The organism is Alphaproteobacteria bacterium (assembly GCA_017308135.1).
Lineage (GTDB): Bacteria > Pseudomonadota > Alphaproteobacteria > CACIAM-22H2 > CACIAM-22H2 > Tagaea.
The window spans coordinates 361,730-376,304 of record JAFKFM010000008.1; the positions used below are offsets into that span (position 1 = coordinate 361,730).

Consider the following 14,575-nt stretch of genomic DNA (forward strand, 5'->3'; position numbering starts at 1 on the left):
CGGGCGCCAATGGCCCCGCGCCCTTTGCGTTTGGGGCGACAAGTCGTTAGCGTGCGCGGCCACGTTTTCGACGGGAATTCGAGTCTTTGGCCGCCAAAAAAACCGCCCAGCCCGGCATTTTGCCCTCGCAGGATTATCGCGCCTTCTTCAAATCGGGGGCGATTTCCGCCGCGCGCAAACTGCGCGACGACCAAATCCAGCCCGCGTCGATCGATTTGCGCCTGGGCGCCAAGGCGTGGCGCGTGCCCGCCGGCTTCCTGCCCGGCCCCAAGGCGAAGGTCGCGGACAAGCTCAAGCTCCTCGCCATGCACACACTCGACCTCGCCAAGGGCGCGGTGCTGGAACGGGGCTGCGTTTACATCGTCGAACTCGCCGAACGTTTGGATCTGCCCGACGACGTGGCGGGCACCGCGAATCCGAAAAGCACGACCGGGCGGCTCGATATCTTCACGCGATTGCTGTGCGACCGGGCGCGGGAGTTCGAAAAAGTTCCCGCCGGCTATAAGGGCCCGCTCTATCTCGAAGTCAGCCCGCGCACCTTCTCGATTCTGGCGCGCGAAGGCCAGGCGTTGAACCAATTGCGCTTGCGCCGGGGCGCGCCGAACTTCGACGACGCGGCGTTGACGGCGCTCGACAAGAAACTCCACCTCGTCTTCTCGCCCGGCGACAAGCGCGAACGCGCGACGATCGGCCAAGGGTTGTGGATTTCGATCGACCTCGAAGGGCCCGACACCGATCTGATCGGCTATCGCGCGCGGCGCAACACGCCGCTGATCGATCTTTCCAAGATCGGCCATTACGAGATCGCGGAATTCTGGGAACCGATCCGGCGCACCAAATCGCGCGGGCTGATCCTCAATCCCGACGATTTCTATATTCTGGTGAGCCGCGAGAAGATCCGCGTGCCGCATGATTACGCCGCCGAAATGGTGCCCTACGACACCTCGGTCGGCGAATTCCGCGTCCACTACGCCGGGTTCTTCGATCCCGGTTTCGGCTTCGGCGGATCGTCGGAAATCCAGGGTACCCGCGCCGTGCTGGAAGTGCGCTCGCACGACGTGCCGTTCCTGCTGGAACATGGCCAGGTCGTCGGCCGCTTCGTCTACGAAAAGCTGACCGAAACGCCCGATCGCATCTACGGCCGCGATATCGGATCGAATTATCAGCGCCAGACGCTGAAGCTCGCCAAGCAGTTCAAGTCCTAGCGCCGGAGCGCCGCCTTGCGCGCGGCGAAGAAGATCGCGATACCGATCAGCAGCGTTGCGACGGCATAAGTCGCGCGCGTGCCGAAATCAACAGCTTCGGGCGCGGCGTGCAGCACGTCGACCGGGCCGGACGCGAATGCGAACAGCGCGCCCATCGCGGCGGCCCCGGTCACTTGGCCCAGATTGCGCGACAGATTGATCAGGCCCGAAACGACGCCGCGCTTGCGCGGCTCGACCCCTTGCATCACATGGGCGTTATTCGCGTTCTGGAACAGCGCGTAGCCGATCGTCAACACGACCGTCGCGAACAGATAACCGAACGGGCCCCACGTGGCGGGCACCGTCACGATCAAGACGCAGCCGATCTCGATACCGATCAATCCGGCGAGCGACACGGGGCCGGCGCCGAAGCGATCGGCCAAGCGCCCGGCCGGCACGCCGACGAAAGCGGCCGCGATCGGGCCCGCCGCGACGATGGCGCCGATCGCCGCCGGCGGCAATTCGAACACGCGCGCCAGATGGAACGGCCCGACGATCAAGGTCGCGAACAACACGGTCGAAACCAGAAAACTGCACGCGAAGCCCGCGCGCAAAATCGGATCGCGGAACAAATCGCGGCTGATCAAGGGCGACGGCGCGCGCGTTTCGATCTTGAGGAACGCGAAGAAGCCGATCGCCGCCGCCGCCAGCATGCCCGCATTGACCGCGCCGAAATCGCCGCGCCCCAGCGTCATCGCCAGCGCATAGGCGCCCAAGGCCAACGCCATGACGCCGATCCCCGCGAAATCGAACGCGGGCCGTTCCACGCCGTCGCGCGATTTGTCCGCCGGCAAGCCCGTGATCGTCAGATACAGCGCCCCTGCCCCCAGCGGCAGATTGATCAGAAAGATCGACCGCCAGCCGAAAGCGTCGATCAACACGCCGCCCAGCGACGGCCCGATCGATGTGCCGACGGCCGACATCGTACCGAGCAAGCCGATCGCGGCCCCAAAGCGTTCCTTGGGCGCGATATCGCCGACGAAAGCCATCGATAGCGCCAACAGCACCGCCCCGCCCAAGCCTTGCAGCGCGCGCCCCGCGATCAGCGTTTCAAGCGACGGCGCCATGCCGCACAACGCCGACGCCGCGAGGAAAAGGATCAAACCGCCGATCAGCAACCGGCGCCGTCCGATCGCATCGCCCAGCCAGCCGACCGCGACGACGCTGCACGTCACCATCAGCACATAGGCGATGACGATCCATTGCACGGCCTGGAACGGGGCGGCGAACGCGGCGGCGAGGTTCGGCAGCGCCACGTTCGCCACACTCGTTCCCAGCGACGACAGCACCATCGACAGCGACAATCCGGCCAAAGCCCAGCGATACGACAATTTCGATTTCCTTCGTTTCCCACTTCGATCGGTCGCAGTATGGCGCTTTCCGCGTCTGTCGATTCATGCAACATTCGCAATGAATAGCTGCACGGAACGACATGCCGAAACCGGACCTCAATCTCCTCGTGGCGCTCGATACGCTGCTCGCCGAAGGCAGCGTCGCCAAGGCCGCGTCGCGCCTCGGGCTCAGCGCGTCGGCGATGAGCCACACGCTTGCGCGGTTGCGCGAAGCGACCGGCGATCCCCTGCTGGTGCGCGCCGGGCGCGGGCTGGTACCCACGCCGCGCGCGCAGGAACTGGCGCGCCATGTCGGCCGGGTGGTCCGCGACGGCGAGGCGATGCTGCGCCCGGCGGGCGATTTCGATCTTTCGAAATTGGACCGCGTGTTCACGCTGCGCGCGCGCGACGGCTTCGTCGAAAGCTTCGGCCCGGCTTTGATCGCGCGGATCGCCCGCGAAGCGCCGCGCGTGCGCCTGCACTTCATCGCGAAATCGGACAAGGAAAGCGCCCCGTTGCGCGACGGGGCCGTCGATCTCGAAACCGGCGTGGTCGACGCCGCGACCAGCCCCGAGCTGCGTGCGCGCCGCCTGTTTCGCGATCGTTGGATCGGCGTGGTGCGGCGCGGCCATGCTTTGGCGCGCGGCAAGGTGACGGCCGATCGCTACGCCGAGAGCGGCCATATCCTGATCGGGCGACGCTTGCGCGAGGACGGCCCGGTCGATATCGCCGCGCGGGCGAAGGGTCTTGCGCGCGATATCGCCATCGTCGTCGGCAGTTTCGCGGCGGCCCTGGCGTTAGCGCGCAATACCGACCTGGTCGCCAGCGTGCCGGATCGGCACACGCAAGCGCTGCGCGGCGATCTGCATATCTTCGCGCTGCCCTTCCCCACCAAGCCGATCGACGTGTCGCTGATCTGGCATCCGCGCCTGGACGCGGACCCCGCGCATCGCTGGCTGCGCGACTGCGTGTTCGCGGCCGTTAGGGAACCGCCATCCCCTTCTTGACCGCGGGCCGCGCGGAGATCGCGTCGTACCAGCGCTTCACGTTGGGGAACGCCGCCAGATCGACTTGGTGATATTCGTAACGCGCGACCCAGGGATAAGTCGCCATGTCGGCGATCGTGTAGTCGGCGCCCGCCAAATACGCGTTGTCGGCGAGCCGCTTGTCGAGCACGCCGTAAAGCCGCTTGGTTTCCTTGCCATAGCGCTCGATGCCGTATTCGACCTTCACAGGTGCAAATTTCATGAAGTGATGCGCCTGGCCGAACATCGGGCCCACGCCGCCCATCTGGAACATCAGCCATTGCAGCGTCACGCTGCGCCCGCGCGCGTCCTTAGGCAGGAACTTGCCGTATTTCTCGGCGAGATAGATCAGGATGGCGCCGCTTTCGAACACGTTGATCGGTTGGCCGTCGGGCCCGTCGCTATCGACGATCGCCGGGATCTTCGAATTCGGATTGATCGCGACGAATTCGGGCGCGAACTGATCGTTCTTCGAGATGTTGATCGCGTGCGTCGTATACGGCACGCCCAGCTCTTCGAGCAGGATCGAGACCTTGCGGCCGTTCGGCGTGCTCCAGGTATAGAGATCGATGGTCATGCGGGAATCTTCATGCCTTTTTGAAAAGACTCGCGACCTGCGAGATCGTCGCGCCAACGGCGCAAATTGGGGAAGGGTTCGAGATCGATCCCTTGCCAGGACGATCCCATCACCCACGGAAAATGGGCGATATCGGCGATCGTGAGTTCGTCGCCCGCGAGATAGGGCGCATGGCCCAAACGCTTGTCGAGCACGCCGTAGAGCCGCGCGAGATCGGCGCGCAGCATCGTCGCGGCCTGCTCGTTCTTCTCTTTGAGGCCGATATAGAACAGCCAAAACGCGTCGGGCGATACGCCGCTCGCCTCGACCTGCAGCCATTGCAGCGTAGCATAACGCGCAGCGCCCTTATAGGGCAGCAAGCGCCCGGTCTTGTCGGCGAGATAGATCAGGATCGCCGCACTTTCGAACATGACGAAACGCTGGCCGCCGGGACCGTCGGGATCGACGATCGCCGGGATCTTGCCGTTCGGATTGATCTGGAGATATTCGGGCGTGCGGCTCGCACCCGCCTGCGTATCGATTCTGATCGCGTTGTAGGGCAACGCGAGTTCCTCCAGCGCGATCGATATCTTGCGGCCGTTGGAGGTCGTGTTCGTATAAAGCTCGATCACGCGGACACCTTATCTTCCGTGGGCAGCAGCGCGTAAGGATGCGCGACACCGGGCAGCTTCAACATGCGCAGCGCCCAATCGCGCAGATTGGGGAAATGGGCGGGATCGAAACCCGCCTCCTCCGCCACGGCGATCCAGCCGAAAATCGCGATATCCGCGATGGTCGGATGCATACCGGCGACGAATTTGCTCGTGCCCAAATGCCGATCGAGAAACTCGAGCGACGCCCGGGCGCGCGCTTCGACGAACGCCAAAGCCGGATGGTCGGGCTGCTTCATGAAGCGGCGGATGAACCGCACTTGGCCAAGCGTCGTCAGCTTGTCGAGATCCCAGGCGAGCCATTCGGCGATACGCCGGCGCTCGGCGGGCGTTTTGCCGCCGAACTTGCCGAATTTCTCGGCGAGATATTGCAGGATGACGTTCGATTGAACGACGACTTCCTCGCCGTCGACCAAAGCCGGCACTTGCTGGAAGCGGTTGATCTTCGCGTAATCAGGCGTCTTGTGCGCCCCGCCGGGCAGATCGACATGGCGGTAGTCGTAAGGCTCGCCGAGCATCGCGAGCATCAAGGCCACCTTGCCGCTGGGCGTCGAGGGCTGAAGGCCGTACAGCACGAGCCGCGCCGACGGTTTGGCCTTCGCCGGCTCGTAACCCGAGACCTTCTTGATCTTGGCGCCCTTGGCGGCCTTCTTCGCCGATTTGACGGCGGAAGCCTTGATCGCGGTCGTCGCCTTCAGAACCTTCTTCGCCTTCGCTTTGGGCGCAGGTTTGGCCTTCGGTTTCGATGCTTTTTTCTTTACGGCCATGACTCGAACCCTCCCGACGTGGAGAGTTCGAGCCTAGCCCGACGGCGGGTTACCCCGCCAGCTTCGCTTTCAGGATCTCGTTGACCTTGGCCGGGTTCGCCTTGCCGCCCGTGCCCTTCATCACCTGGCCGACGAACCAGCCGAACAGCGTGACCTTGCCCGAACGATATTCGGCGACCTTCGCCTCGTTCTCGGCCATCACCTTGACGATGGCCGCGTCGATAGCGCCGGTGTCGGTGACCTGCTTCAGGCCTTTTTCCTCGACGATCGACGCGGCGTCCTTGCCCGTCTCGACCATGATCTGGAAAACGTCCTTGGCGATACGGCCCGAGATCGTGTCGTTCTCGATCAGATCGAGCAGACCGGCCAGGTTCTTGGCCGAGACCGGGCTGTTGGTGACGTCCTTGCCCTGCTTGTTGAGGGCGCCGAAGAGTTCGACGATCACCCAATTCGCGGCGAGCTTCGGGTCCTTGCGGCCCTTGGCCACTTCCTCGAAGAACGCGGCTTGCTCCTTCTCCGCGACCAGCACCGACGCGTCGTAAGGCGTCAGTTTATACTGATCGACGAAGCGCGCCTTCTTGGCGTCCGGCAATTCCGGCATCTCAGCCTTGATGCGCGCGATTTCCTTGGGATCGAGGACCAGCGGCAGCAGATCGGGATCGGGGAAATAGCGGTAGTCGTGCGCGTGTTCCTTCGAACGCATCGAACGCGTGACGCCTTTCGACACGTCCCACAGACGCGTCTCCTGCTTCACCGTGCCGCCGTCCTCGATCAGTTCGACCTGGCGCGTGGCTTCGTATTCGATCGCCTGCATGACATAGCGGATCGAGTTGACGTTCTTGATCTCGCAGCGCGTGCCGAATTCGGTCGTGCCCACGCGGCGCACCGATACGTTCGCGTCGCAGCGCATGGAGCCTTCCTCCATGTTGCCGTCGCACGTGCCGAGATAGCGCAGGATGGCGCGCAGTTTCTTGAGATACGCCCCCGCCTCTTCCGGCGTGCGGATCTCCGGCTCCGACACGATCTCCATCAGGCACACGCCCGAGCGGTTGAGATCGATATAGGATTTCGACGGGTGCTGATCGTGGATCGATTTCCCTGCGTCCTGCTCCATATGCAGGCGCGTGACACCGATCTCGCGCGTCTTGCCGCCGGGCATGTCCAGCACCAGCCGCCCGCCCGAGACGATCGGGCGCGTGAACTGGCTGATCTGATAACCCTGCGGCAGATCGGCGTAGAAATAGTTCTTCCGGTCGAATACCGAGACTTCGTTGATCGTCGCTTCGATGCCCAGACCCGTCTTGATCGCCTGTTCGACGCAGAACGCGTTGATCACGGGCAGCATGCCGGGGAACGCGGCGTCGACGAAGCTGACTTGCGTGTTCGGCTCGGCGCCGAACGCGGCACTCGAGCCCGAGAACAGCTTCGCGTTCGACACGACCTGGGCATGCACCTCCAGGCCGATGACGAGTTCCCAATTGCCGGTCTTGCCTTCGATGATCATCGCTTACGCTCCCGGCCGCGCGGTGAAGTTGGCGGCGGTCTCCACGACGCCGCCGACCCGCAGCAGCGTCTCCTCGTCGAACGGTTTGCCGATGAGCTGCAAGCCCAGCGGCAGGCCCTCGGCCGACAATCCGGCCGGGACCGACAGGCCGGGCAAGCCGGCGAGGTTCACCGGCACGGTGAACACGTCCTGCAGATACATCGACAGCGGATCGTCCTGATTCTCGCCGATCGCGAACGCCGCCGACGGTGTGGCGGGCGTCAAGATCACGTCGCACTGATCCCAGGCCTTCTGGAAGTCCTGGAAGATCAGCGTGCGGACTTTCTGCGCCTTCAAGTAATACGCGTCGTAATAACCGGCCGAGAGCACATAGGTGCCGATCAGAATGCGGCGACGGACCTCGGCGCCGAAACCTTCGGCGCGCGTGTTCTCGTACATTTCATCCAGCGAATTGCCGGGCACGCGCAGGCCGTAGCGCACGCCGTCATAGCGCGCGAGGTTCGACGACGCTTCCGCCGGCGCGATGATGTAATAGGTCGGCAGCGCGTATTTGGTGTGCGGCAACGAAATCTCGACCGGCGTGGCGCCGGCCGCCTTCAGCCACTCGATGCCCTGCTGCCAAAGCTTCTCGATTTCGGCCGGCATGCCGTCGATCCGGTATTCCTTGGGAATGCCGAAGCGCAGGCCTTTCACATTGCCGGTCAGCGCCTTTTCGTAATCGGGCACGGGGCGCGGCACGGAGGTCGAATCCTTCGGATCGTGCCCGGCCATCGCCTTCAAGAGGATCGCGGCGTCGCGCACGTCGCGCGCCATCGGGCCCGCCTGATCGAGCGACGACGCGAAGGCGACGATGCCCCAGCGCGAGCAGCGGCCATAGGTCGGCTTCAAGCCGACGATGCCGGTCAGGCTCGCGGGCTGGCGGATCGAACCGCCGGTGTCGGTCCCGGTCGCACCCGCGACGATGCGCGCGGCCACGGCCGCGGCCGAACCGCCCGACGAACCGCCGGGGACGAGATCTTTGCCGTCCTTGCGCTTCCACGGGTTCTTCACGTTGCCGAAATGCGAGGTGATGTTGGCCGAGCCCATCGCGAATTCGTCGAGATTGAGCTTGCCGAGCATCGTCGCACCCGCGCCGAACAGATTCGACGTCACCGTCGATTCATATTGCGGCACGTAGCCCTTCAGGATTTTCGACGCGGCAGTCGTCTGCACGCCCTTGGTGCAGAACAGATCCTTGATGCCCAGCGGCACGCCTTCCAGGTCGCGCCCCTCGCCCTTCGCCAAGCGCGCATCGGCTTCTTTCGCCTGGTCGCGCGCGAGGTCGGGCGTTTCGACGATGAAGGCGTTCAGATCGCGCGCCTTCTCGACCGCGCCGATATAGGCGTCCGCCACTTCGACGGCCGAGAATTTCTTGGCGCGCAAGCCGTCGCGCAACTGCGCGAGCGTGAGTTCGACGATCCCGGCCATTATTCGACCACCTTCGGCACGGTGAAGAAGCCGCCGGCTTCCTCGGTGTTGGAAATGCGCACGGGCTCCGTCGCGTTGGCGAGGATCGCGGCCGGATAGTCGCCGTCGGTCACCTTGTCCGCACGTTGCGGCAGGACCATTTCGACGGTCGAGGTCATCGGCTCGACCTTCGAGGTGTCGAGGTCCTTCAGCATCTCGACCCAGTCGAGAATGCCGGACAATTCCTTGGCCATTTTCTCGCGGTCGGCTTCGGGCAGTTTGATGCGCGCCAGAACGGCAATCCGGGCGACGGTGGCTTGGTCCAACGACATAAGGTATGTCTCTGTACGGAATTGAAAAACAGGAACTAGCTTCTAGCCGCCACGATGCCGATCCGCAACCCCGCCGACCTGATCGACGATTTGCCCGAAAAATCATGCCTGATGGGGCTGGATGCGGGCGAAAAGACCATCGGCATGGCCGTTTCCGACCCCGGTTTGTCGATCGCCTCGCCGCTCGACACGGTCCGGCGCGGGCGCAAGGCGTCGGCCGATTACGACCAGGTCGTGGCGCTGGCCAAGGCGCGTAACGTGGGCGGCTTCGTTTTGGGCATGCCGGTCAATATGGACGGCACGGCCGGCCCCCGCGCCCAGGCGACGCGGGCCTTCGCGCGCAACCTGCTGGCCAAGATCGACCTGCCGCTGGTCATGTGGGACGAGCGCATGTCGACCCAGGCGGTCACGCGCACGCTGCTCGACGCCGATATGAGCCGCGCCAAACGCGCCGAGGTCGTCGACAAGATGGCCGCCGCCTTCATCCTGCAAGGCTATCTCGACTGGCTGCGCATCGGGCGCTAGGCGCTCGCGAATTTTAGCGCCACACGCATCCGCGCCAAACGGCGATTGAGCAGCGCTTCGCGGCGGATCGGCCACCAGCGATACAGGAAGATATCGACCGGATGCCACATCGCGATCCAGCCGACGATGGTGAGCCCTTCCTCGATCCAGGCGAGCCAGGGCGAGTCCGTCGCGGCCGCGATGATCTCGCGCGCCAGCGTGCACGCGGCGAGGAACATCAAGCCCATGAAAAAGGCTTGGCGGCCTTCCGCCAGCCGCAGGCGCAGATCGCGCCACGCCATCTCCTCGCGCCATTCGAAATAGGCGCGGATCGCGGTTTCGAGGCCGCGCACCTCCTCGCTCTCCGCCTCGGCCGACGGCAACTCGATCGCGAGTTCGAGGGCCGCGTCGTGCGACAGATCGCGCGCCCGGCCGACGATATAGGCGACGGCGTCGGGATCGAGGTCCTTGTCGTGGAACGGCGCGGGATCGAGGCTTTGGAAAAGCTGGCGGACCGTGTGCAGCCGAAGCTCGATCCGTTCGGGCGCATCCGTCATCGCGCAACACCCTTCCCGCGCCCGACGGCTTTGCCCGAGGCATCCCAGAACGCGCCTTCGTCGGCGCGCTTGTAGATGCGCAAGATCAGCTCTTCGATCTTGGGATGCGCCTCGCGCGCGGGGCGCGTGCGTTCCAGCGTCTGGTCGCGGGTAACGCCGATCTCCGCCCAGGACAGGCCTTCCGACAAATAGGATTGCAGGAACCCCTGCACCCGGTCGCAGGCATTGGCGAGCTTCGCCTCGGGCGTTTGCTTCGCCTCGAATTCGCGCCACAAACCGTCGAACTCGGCGCCCAAATCGGGCGGTAGCGATCCGAACAGCTTTTTGGCGGCCGCGTCTTCCTTCGCCGCGGCCGCCGCGCGCGCGGCGACGTCGTAAGCTCCGGCGTCGCCCGCATAGATCTCGACCAAATCGTGGACCAGCACCATCGACAGCATCCGGGCAAGATCGCCGGTGAACTTGGTTTCGCGCGCCAAAACCATGGCGACCAACGCCATATGCCAGGAATGCTCGGCCGAATTCTCGCGCCGGGACATATCGCCCAGCAACGCACGGCGTTCGACCTTCTTGAAACGGTCGACGAGAGCGAGAAAATCGAGGATAGAGTCGAGGCGGTCGGTCATGGCACCGAGTTTATCAGGGGCTTTCCTTTGGCGTTGCTCGAAATCGTTCTGATCATGCTGGCGGTCGCCGTCGCGTTGGGCCGCTTTTCCGACGTGCTGCGCCTGCCCTACCCGGTGCTGCTGGTCTTCGCCGGCATGGGGCTCGCTTTCGTGCCCGGCCTGCCGGATGTGCGCCTCGACCCCGAACTGACGCTGGCGCTGTTCCTGCCGCCCTTGCTGTTCGCCTCGGCCTTCTACACATCGTGGCGCGATTTCCGCATGTATATAAGGCCGATCCTGCTGCTCGCGATCGGCCTCGTCTTCGCGACGACGCTCGGCGTCGGGCTCGTGTTCAAATGGCTGGTGCCGGACGTGCCCTGGGCGGCGGCGTTCCTGCTCGGCGCCATCGTCTCGCCGCCCGATGCGGTCGCGGCCGCCGCGATCATGGAGCGGTTGAAACTGCCAAGGCGCATCGTCGCGATCCTGGAGGGCGAAAGCCTCGTCAACGACGCGACCGGCCTTGTGCTCTACAAATTCGCGCTCGCCGCCGTGTTGACCGGCACGTTCTCGGTCTGGGAAGCGGCGGCGACGTTCACGATCTACGCCGCCGGCGGGACGGGACTGGGCGTCGCGTTGGGATTCGGCGCCGTCGCGGTGATGAAACGGCTCGACGAAACGCTGTTGCAGATCGTCGCCTCGTTCATCATTCCCTATGTCGCCTTCCTGCTGGGCGAGCAGATCCATGTCTCGGGCGTTCTCGCGGTCGTCGCCGCCGGCCTGGTGATCGGCTGGCACGTGCCCGAACTCGCCAGCGCCGAAGCGCGCATGCAAAGCAACATGGTGTGGGGCGCGGTCGTGTTCGTGCTCAACGCCATCGTGTTCATCCTGATCGGATTGGAGCTCGACGGCATTCTCGGCCGCTTGAGCGCCTATTCCATGACCGAGCTGATGACCTGGGCAGGCGCGATCTCGGTCGCCGCGATCGTCATCCGGATGCTTTGGGTCTTCCCCAACGCCTATGTCCCGCATCTGTTCGAAGCGGTGCGCCGTATCGAGCCCAAGCCGCCGGTCGCGATGACGCTCATCATCGGCTGGTGCGGCATGCGCGGCGTGGTCAGCCTCGCGGCCGCGCAAGCGATCCCGCATTTCGCGGCGGCGGGCGAGCCGTTCCCGGCGCGCGACCTGATCGTGTTCCTCTCCTTCGCGGTGATCTTCGCCACGCTGATCGTGCAAGGCACGACGCTGGGGCCCCTGATCCGCATGCTCAAATTCGGCGGCGACCGCAACGAGGAAGCCGAAGAAGAAACCGCGCGACGCAAAATGGCGCATGCGGGTTTGACCGAGCTCGAAGATCAAGCGCAGCACGATATTGTGGCACTGGATTTGGCGCCGACGCTGCGGCGCATCTATCAGGCGCGCTTGCTGGAACAGGCGCCGACGCAGGACGATTTGGATTTCGCGCAAGCCCGCGCCCAGGCGCGCCATGTGCGCGAGGCGCTGCTGGCGGCCGAACGCAAACGTCTGTTGAAGCTGCGCCGCGAGCGCGAAATCGGCGACGGCGTGCTGCACAAGCTGCTGCGCGAACTCGATATCGAGGAAATGCGCCTCGCGACCAACCGCGATTTCTGACGTTTGCGTCATCCCGGCCGAGCACCGCGAGAGCCGGGATCCCGGGTCGCGCGCGGGCTTCGCCGCGCTTGCCCGGGATGACGATTAGGGCTCAGCCAAAGACGCCGACGATTCCGTCATAGGCGAGTTTCAAGCCCGCCAGGAACAGCAGCACGTAGCAGATCCGGTAGAGCTGCGGTCCGTCGAGCCGGTCGTGGAATTTGCGCCCCAGCCACACGCCCAGCGGTACCGACGGCGACAGGATCAGCGCCATCCACAGCAGATGCGGCGTCGAACCGGCGATATAAAGATAGGGCGGCAGCTTCAGCACATTGCCGACCGCGAAGAACACCGCCGACGTGCCGGCATAGACGGTTTTGTCGAGGCCGCGACGCAGCATGTAGATGTTCAAAGGCGGCCCGCCCGAATGCGCGACGAAGGTCGTGAACCCGGCCATCGCGCCCCACGGCATCGCGTTGCGCAAGGATGCGGCGATCGGCGCGACGTTCGATTTTCCGCCGCCCAGAAACCAGCGAATCGTGAAGATCAGCGTGATCGCCGCGATGGCAAGCTCGATCAGATGCTGATCGACATAGACGAACGCCAAAAAGCCGATCGCCAGCCCGACGAGCAGCCCGGGAATCAGAAACTTGAGATCGGGCAAGCTCCATGTCGCGCGCCGGAACGAGTTCAGCGTGAACACGTCCATGAACGCGACCAGCGGCGCCATCATGATCGCGGCGTCGATCGGCGACATGACGAACGCCAAAAACGGAATGCCGAGCGTGGCGAAGCCGCCGCCGAAACCGCCCTTGAAGAAGGAGATGACGAAGATCGTCGTGAATGCGACGGCGTAAAAGGCGGGATCGGTCGGAATGTCCATGTCGGAAGCGACTTTCGAACGCGATCGCGGTGCCACGCAAACGAAACTTCGTCAGGCCTGATATTCCGCCGTCTATTCAATATCTTATCGCCGACCGCATTGTTGTCACAATGCCGCTTCACTATATCGGTCGTTGAGGTTTCGTATCATGTCGACCGACAAATTCATGTTCGATCGTTTCATGCGCGATGTCGCATCGCGCGCCGCCTATTCGCCCGAACCGGACCGTTAGCGTCCGCGCGTTCGAATAGCGCGCGTTCACGCGCACCCTCGATCCATCCCTTTATCGAAAAGCAGCGGACGGCCCCGATCGGGCCGGCCGCCGGAATTGTTGTGTCATGTCTTCCCTTCGTACCGAAATCTGCGTCGTCGGCGCCGGTTATGCCGGTTTGTCGACGGCCCTTCACGCCGCCAAGCGCGGCTACGACGTCGCCATCCTCGAAGCGACGCGCGCCGGGGCCGGTGCCTCCGGCCGCAATGGCGGCCAAGTGCTGCCCGGCTTCGCCGCCGATCCCGCCGCGATGATCGCCGAGTTCGGCGAAACCCGCGCGCGCGAGTTGTGGCAAATCAGCCTGCGCGGGCTCGACAAGGTGCGCGCCCTCGCGGGCAACGCCTGCGATATCCGCGACCATGTCGCGGTCGTCGCCGCGACGAAAGCCGATCTGCCGCGTCTCGCGCGTCAGGCCGAATTGCGCCGCAATGTCTTCGGCGACGACGCGACGGCGACTCTCGACGCCGCCGCATTCAAGCGCGCATTGCCCGGTCTCGCCGGGTACGGCGCGTTGATCGACAAGCGCGCCTTCTCGATCGATCCGGTGAAATACGTCGCGGCCTTGGTGGCGCAAGCCAAGGCGGCGGGTGCGGGCTTGCACGAGCGCCGCCCCGCGACCGGGATCGCGCGCGACAACGGCAAATGGCGTGTCGCCACCACCAAGGGCGACGTGATCGCCGATCGCGTCGTGCTCGCCGCCAATGTCGATCTGCCGGGGCTCGAAGCGGGTACCGACCGCCTGCTCGCCCCCGTGCGCACCTTCATGCTGGAAACGGCCCCGCTGGCGAAGTTCCCCGCCTGGGCGACCGGGGCCGCGTACGACACCAGCCCGGCGCTACGTTATATGCGCCGCACCGCCGATGGGCGTTTGCAATTCGGTGCCGGTGGATGGCCGGGACGCGGCAACCCGCCGCTCGCCGAAACTTGGCTGCGCCGGGCGCTGCGCAAAGCCTTGCCCGATCTGGCGCAGGCGAAGATCGCGCGCGCGTGGAGCGGCTTGGTCGACGTGACGACCGACGGCATGCCGCGCTTCGCCGATCGCGAGGGCCTGATCCATCTGGTCGGGTTCTGCGGCCATGGCGTGGCGTTGACCACGCTGGCGGGCCAGATCGTCGCCGACGCGATCGAGGGCGAGGATGCGGATTTCCGCCGCTTCGCAGGCCTGCCGCAAACGCCGACCTGGCCGACCTCGTTCGGCCAAGCGGCGCAGCTCATCCTCGGCCGCGCGGCACCGGTGTGATCGAACTTGCATGCGCGCAAGCGGGGCGGCATGG

15 protein-coding genes are annotated in these 14,575 nt (G+C 64.8%); 5 read left to right on the forward strand and 10 right to left on the reverse strand.

Annotated elements, in window-relative coordinates; all coding sequences use genetic code 11:
* The first annotated feature begins 86 nt into the window (after positions 1-86).
* A complete protein-coding gene (locus J0H39_10090; protein ID MBN9497094.1) occupies positions 87-1,205 on the forward strand; it encodes a 2'-deoxycytidine 5'-triphosphate deaminase in 1,119 nt (372 codons plus the stop codon).
* On the opposite strand, the gene J0H39_10095 is transcribed toward J0H39_10090, so the two are convergent.
* Positions 1,202-2,536 carry an MFS transporter gene (locus J0H39_10095; GenBank protein MBN9497095.1) on the reverse strand — a complete coding sequence of 445 codons (1,335 nt, stop codon included), beginning with the start codon at positions 2,534-2,536 and terminating at the stop codon, positions 1,202-1,204. The two genes, J0H39_10090 and J0H39_10095, sit on opposite strands and share 4 nt — an antisense overlap.
* Positions 2,537-2,676: 140 nt before the next feature.
* On the opposite strand from J0H39_10095, the gene J0H39_10100 reads away from it, so the two are divergent.
* Positions 2,677-3,582: a LysR family transcriptional regulator gene (locus tag J0H39_10100; protein ID MBN9497096.1), complete on the forward strand. Its 906-nt coding sequence runs from the start codon at positions 2,677-2,679 to the stop codon at positions 3,580-3,582.
* On the opposite strand, the gene J0H39_10105 is transcribed toward J0H39_10100, so the two are convergent.
* From J0H39_10105 to gatC, 6 genes are read right to left on the reverse strand one after another with little or no spacing between them, the layout of a single operon-like run.
* Positions 3,557-4,177 carry a glutathione S-transferase N-terminal domain-containing protein gene (locus J0H39_10105; GenBank protein MBN9497097.1) on the reverse strand — a complete coding sequence of 207 codons (621 nt, stop codon included), beginning with the start codon at positions 4,175-4,177 and terminating at the stop codon, positions 3,557-3,559. The genes J0H39_10100 and J0H39_10105 overlap by 26 nt on opposite strands.
* Positions 4,174-4,788, reverse strand: a complete 615-nt coding sequence (locus tag J0H39_10110; GenBank protein ID MBN9497098.1) for a glutathione S-transferase family protein — start codon at positions 4,786-4,788, stop codon at positions 4,174-4,176. The genes J0H39_10105 and J0H39_10110 overlap by 4 nt, the downstream gene beginning before the upstream one ends.
* Positions 4,785-5,594, reverse strand: coding sequence for a glutathione S-transferase family protein (locus tag J0H39_10115; protein MBN9497099.1), 810 nt, complete (start codon positions 5,592-5,594; stop codon positions 4,785-4,787). Before J0H39_10115 ends, J0H39_10110 begins: the two co-directional genes overlap by 4 nt.
* A 49-nt stretch (positions 5,595-5,643) precedes the next feature.
* A complete protein-coding gene (gene gatB / locus J0H39_10120; GenBank protein MBN9497100.1) occupies positions 5,644-7,098 on the reverse strand; it encodes an Asp-tRNA(Asn)/Glu-tRNA(Gln) amidotransferase subunit GatB in 1,455 nt (484 codons plus the stop codon).
* Positions 7,099-7,101: 3 nt separating this feature from the next.
* Positions 7,102-8,565, reverse strand: coding sequence for an Asp-tRNA(Asn)/Glu-tRNA(Gln) amidotransferase subunit GatA (gatA, locus tag J0H39_10125; GenBank protein ID MBN9497101.1), 1,464 nt, complete (start codon positions 8,563-8,565; stop codon positions 7,102-7,104).
* Positions 8,565-8,876 (reverse strand): Asp-tRNA(Asn)/Glu-tRNA(Gln) amidotransferase subunit GatC, encoded by a 312-nt coding sequence (gatC, locus tag J0H39_10130; GenBank protein ID MBN9497102.1) that lies wholly within the window; start codon positions 8,874-8,876, stop codon positions 8,565-8,567. Before gatC ends, gatA begins: the two co-directional genes overlap by 1 nt.
* Positions 8,877-8,930: 54 nt before the next feature.
* Here gatC and ruvX point away from each other — a divergent pair, with 54 nt between their 5' ends.
* Complete coding sequence (gene ruvX / locus J0H39_10135) at positions 8,931-9,401, forward strand: Holliday junction resolvase RuvX (protein MBN9497103.1); 471 nt, start codon at positions 8,931-8,933, stop codon at positions 9,399-9,401.
* On the opposite strand, the gene J0H39_10140 is transcribed toward ruvX, so the two are convergent.
* Together J0H39_10140 and J0H39_10145 are read right to left on the reverse strand one after the other, a co-directional pair.
* Positions 9,398-9,937 carry a hypothetical protein gene (locus J0H39_10140; protein ID MBN9497104.1) on the reverse strand — a complete coding sequence of 180 codons (540 nt, stop codon included), beginning with the start codon at positions 9,935-9,937 and terminating at the stop codon, positions 9,398-9,400. The genes ruvX and J0H39_10140 overlap by 4 nt on opposite strands.
* Entirely contained in the window at positions 9,934-10,560 is a 627-nt protein-coding gene (locus tag J0H39_10145) for an HD domain-containing protein (GenBank protein MBN9497105.1), read from the reverse strand. The genes J0H39_10140 and J0H39_10145 overlap by 4 nt, the downstream gene beginning before the upstream one ends.
* A 27-nt stretch (positions 10,561-10,587) precedes the next feature.
* On the opposite strand from J0H39_10145, the gene J0H39_10150 reads away from it, so the two are divergent.
* Positions 10,588-12,168 (forward strand): Na+/H+ antiporter, encoded by a 1,581-nt coding sequence (locus J0H39_10150; GenBank protein ID MBN9497106.1) that lies wholly within the window; start codon positions 10,588-10,590, stop codon positions 12,166-12,168.
* A gap of 91 nt (positions 12,169-12,259) precedes the next feature.
* Here the strand turns inward: J0H39_10150 and J0H39_10155 are convergent, their stop codons facing one another.
* On the reverse strand, positions 12,260-13,030 hold the full coding sequence (locus J0H39_10155) for a sulfite exporter TauE/SafE family protein (GenBank protein MBN9497107.1): 771 nt from the start codon (positions 13,028-13,030) through the stop codon (positions 12,260-12,262).
* Between the two features lie 338 nt (positions 13,031-13,368).
* On the opposite strand from J0H39_10155, the gene J0H39_10160 reads away from it, so the two are divergent.
* Entirely contained in the window at positions 13,369-14,541 is a 1,173-nt protein-coding gene (locus J0H39_10160; GenBank protein MBN9497108.1) for an FAD-binding oxidoreductase, read from the forward strand.
* Positions 14,542-14,575: the final 34 nt, after the last annotated feature.

Excerpts from the sequence above, each read along its gene's own strand:
- J0H39_10095 (MBN9497095.1), bottom strand. The coding sequence starts at position 2,536 with ATGGTGCTGTCGTCGCTGGGAACGAGTGTGGCGAACGTGGCGCTGCCG.
- J0H39_10100 (MBN9497096.1), top strand. The coding sequence starts at position 2,677 with ATGCCGAAACCGGACCTCAATCTCCTCGTGGCGCTCGATACGCTGCTC.
- J0H39_10105 (MBN9497097.1), bottom strand. The coding sequence starts at position 4,177 with ATGACCATCGATCTCTATACCTGGAGCACGCCGAACGGCCGCAAGGTC.
- J0H39_10115 (MBN9497099.1), bottom strand. The coding sequence starts at position 5,594 with ATGGCCGTAAAGAAAAAAGCATCGAAACCGAAGGCCAAACCTGCGCCC.
- gatB (MBN9497100.1), bottom strand. The coding sequence starts at position 7,098 with ATGATCATCGAAGGCAAGACCGGCAATTGGGAACTCGTCATCGGCCTG.
- gatA (MBN9497101.1), bottom strand. The coding sequence starts at position 8,565 with ATGGCCGGGATCGTCGAACTCACGCTCGCGCAGTTGCGCGACGGCTTG.
- gatC (MBN9497102.1), bottom strand. The coding sequence starts at position 8,876 with ATGTCGTTGGACCAAGCCACCGTCGCCCGGATTGCCGTTCTGGCGCGC.
- ruvX (MBN9497103.1), top strand. The coding sequence starts at position 8,931 with ATGCCGATCCGCAACCCCGCCGACCTGATCGACGATTTGCCCGAAAAA.
- J0H39_10140 (MBN9497104.1), bottom strand. The coding sequence starts at position 9,937 with ATGACGGATGCGCCCGAACGGATCGAGCTTCGGCTGCACACGGTCCGC.
- J0H39_10145 (MBN9497105.1), bottom strand. The coding sequence starts at position 10,560 with ATGACCGACCGCCTCGACTCTATCCTCGATTTTCTCGCTCTCGTCGAC.
- J0H39_10155 (MBN9497107.1), bottom strand. The coding sequence starts at position 13,030 with ATGGACATTCCGACCGATCCCGCCTTTTACGCCGTCGCATTCACGACG.
- J0H39_10160 (MBN9497108.1), top strand. The coding sequence starts at position 13,369 with ATGTCTTCCCTTCGTACCGAAATCTGCGTCGTCGGCGCCGGTTATGCC.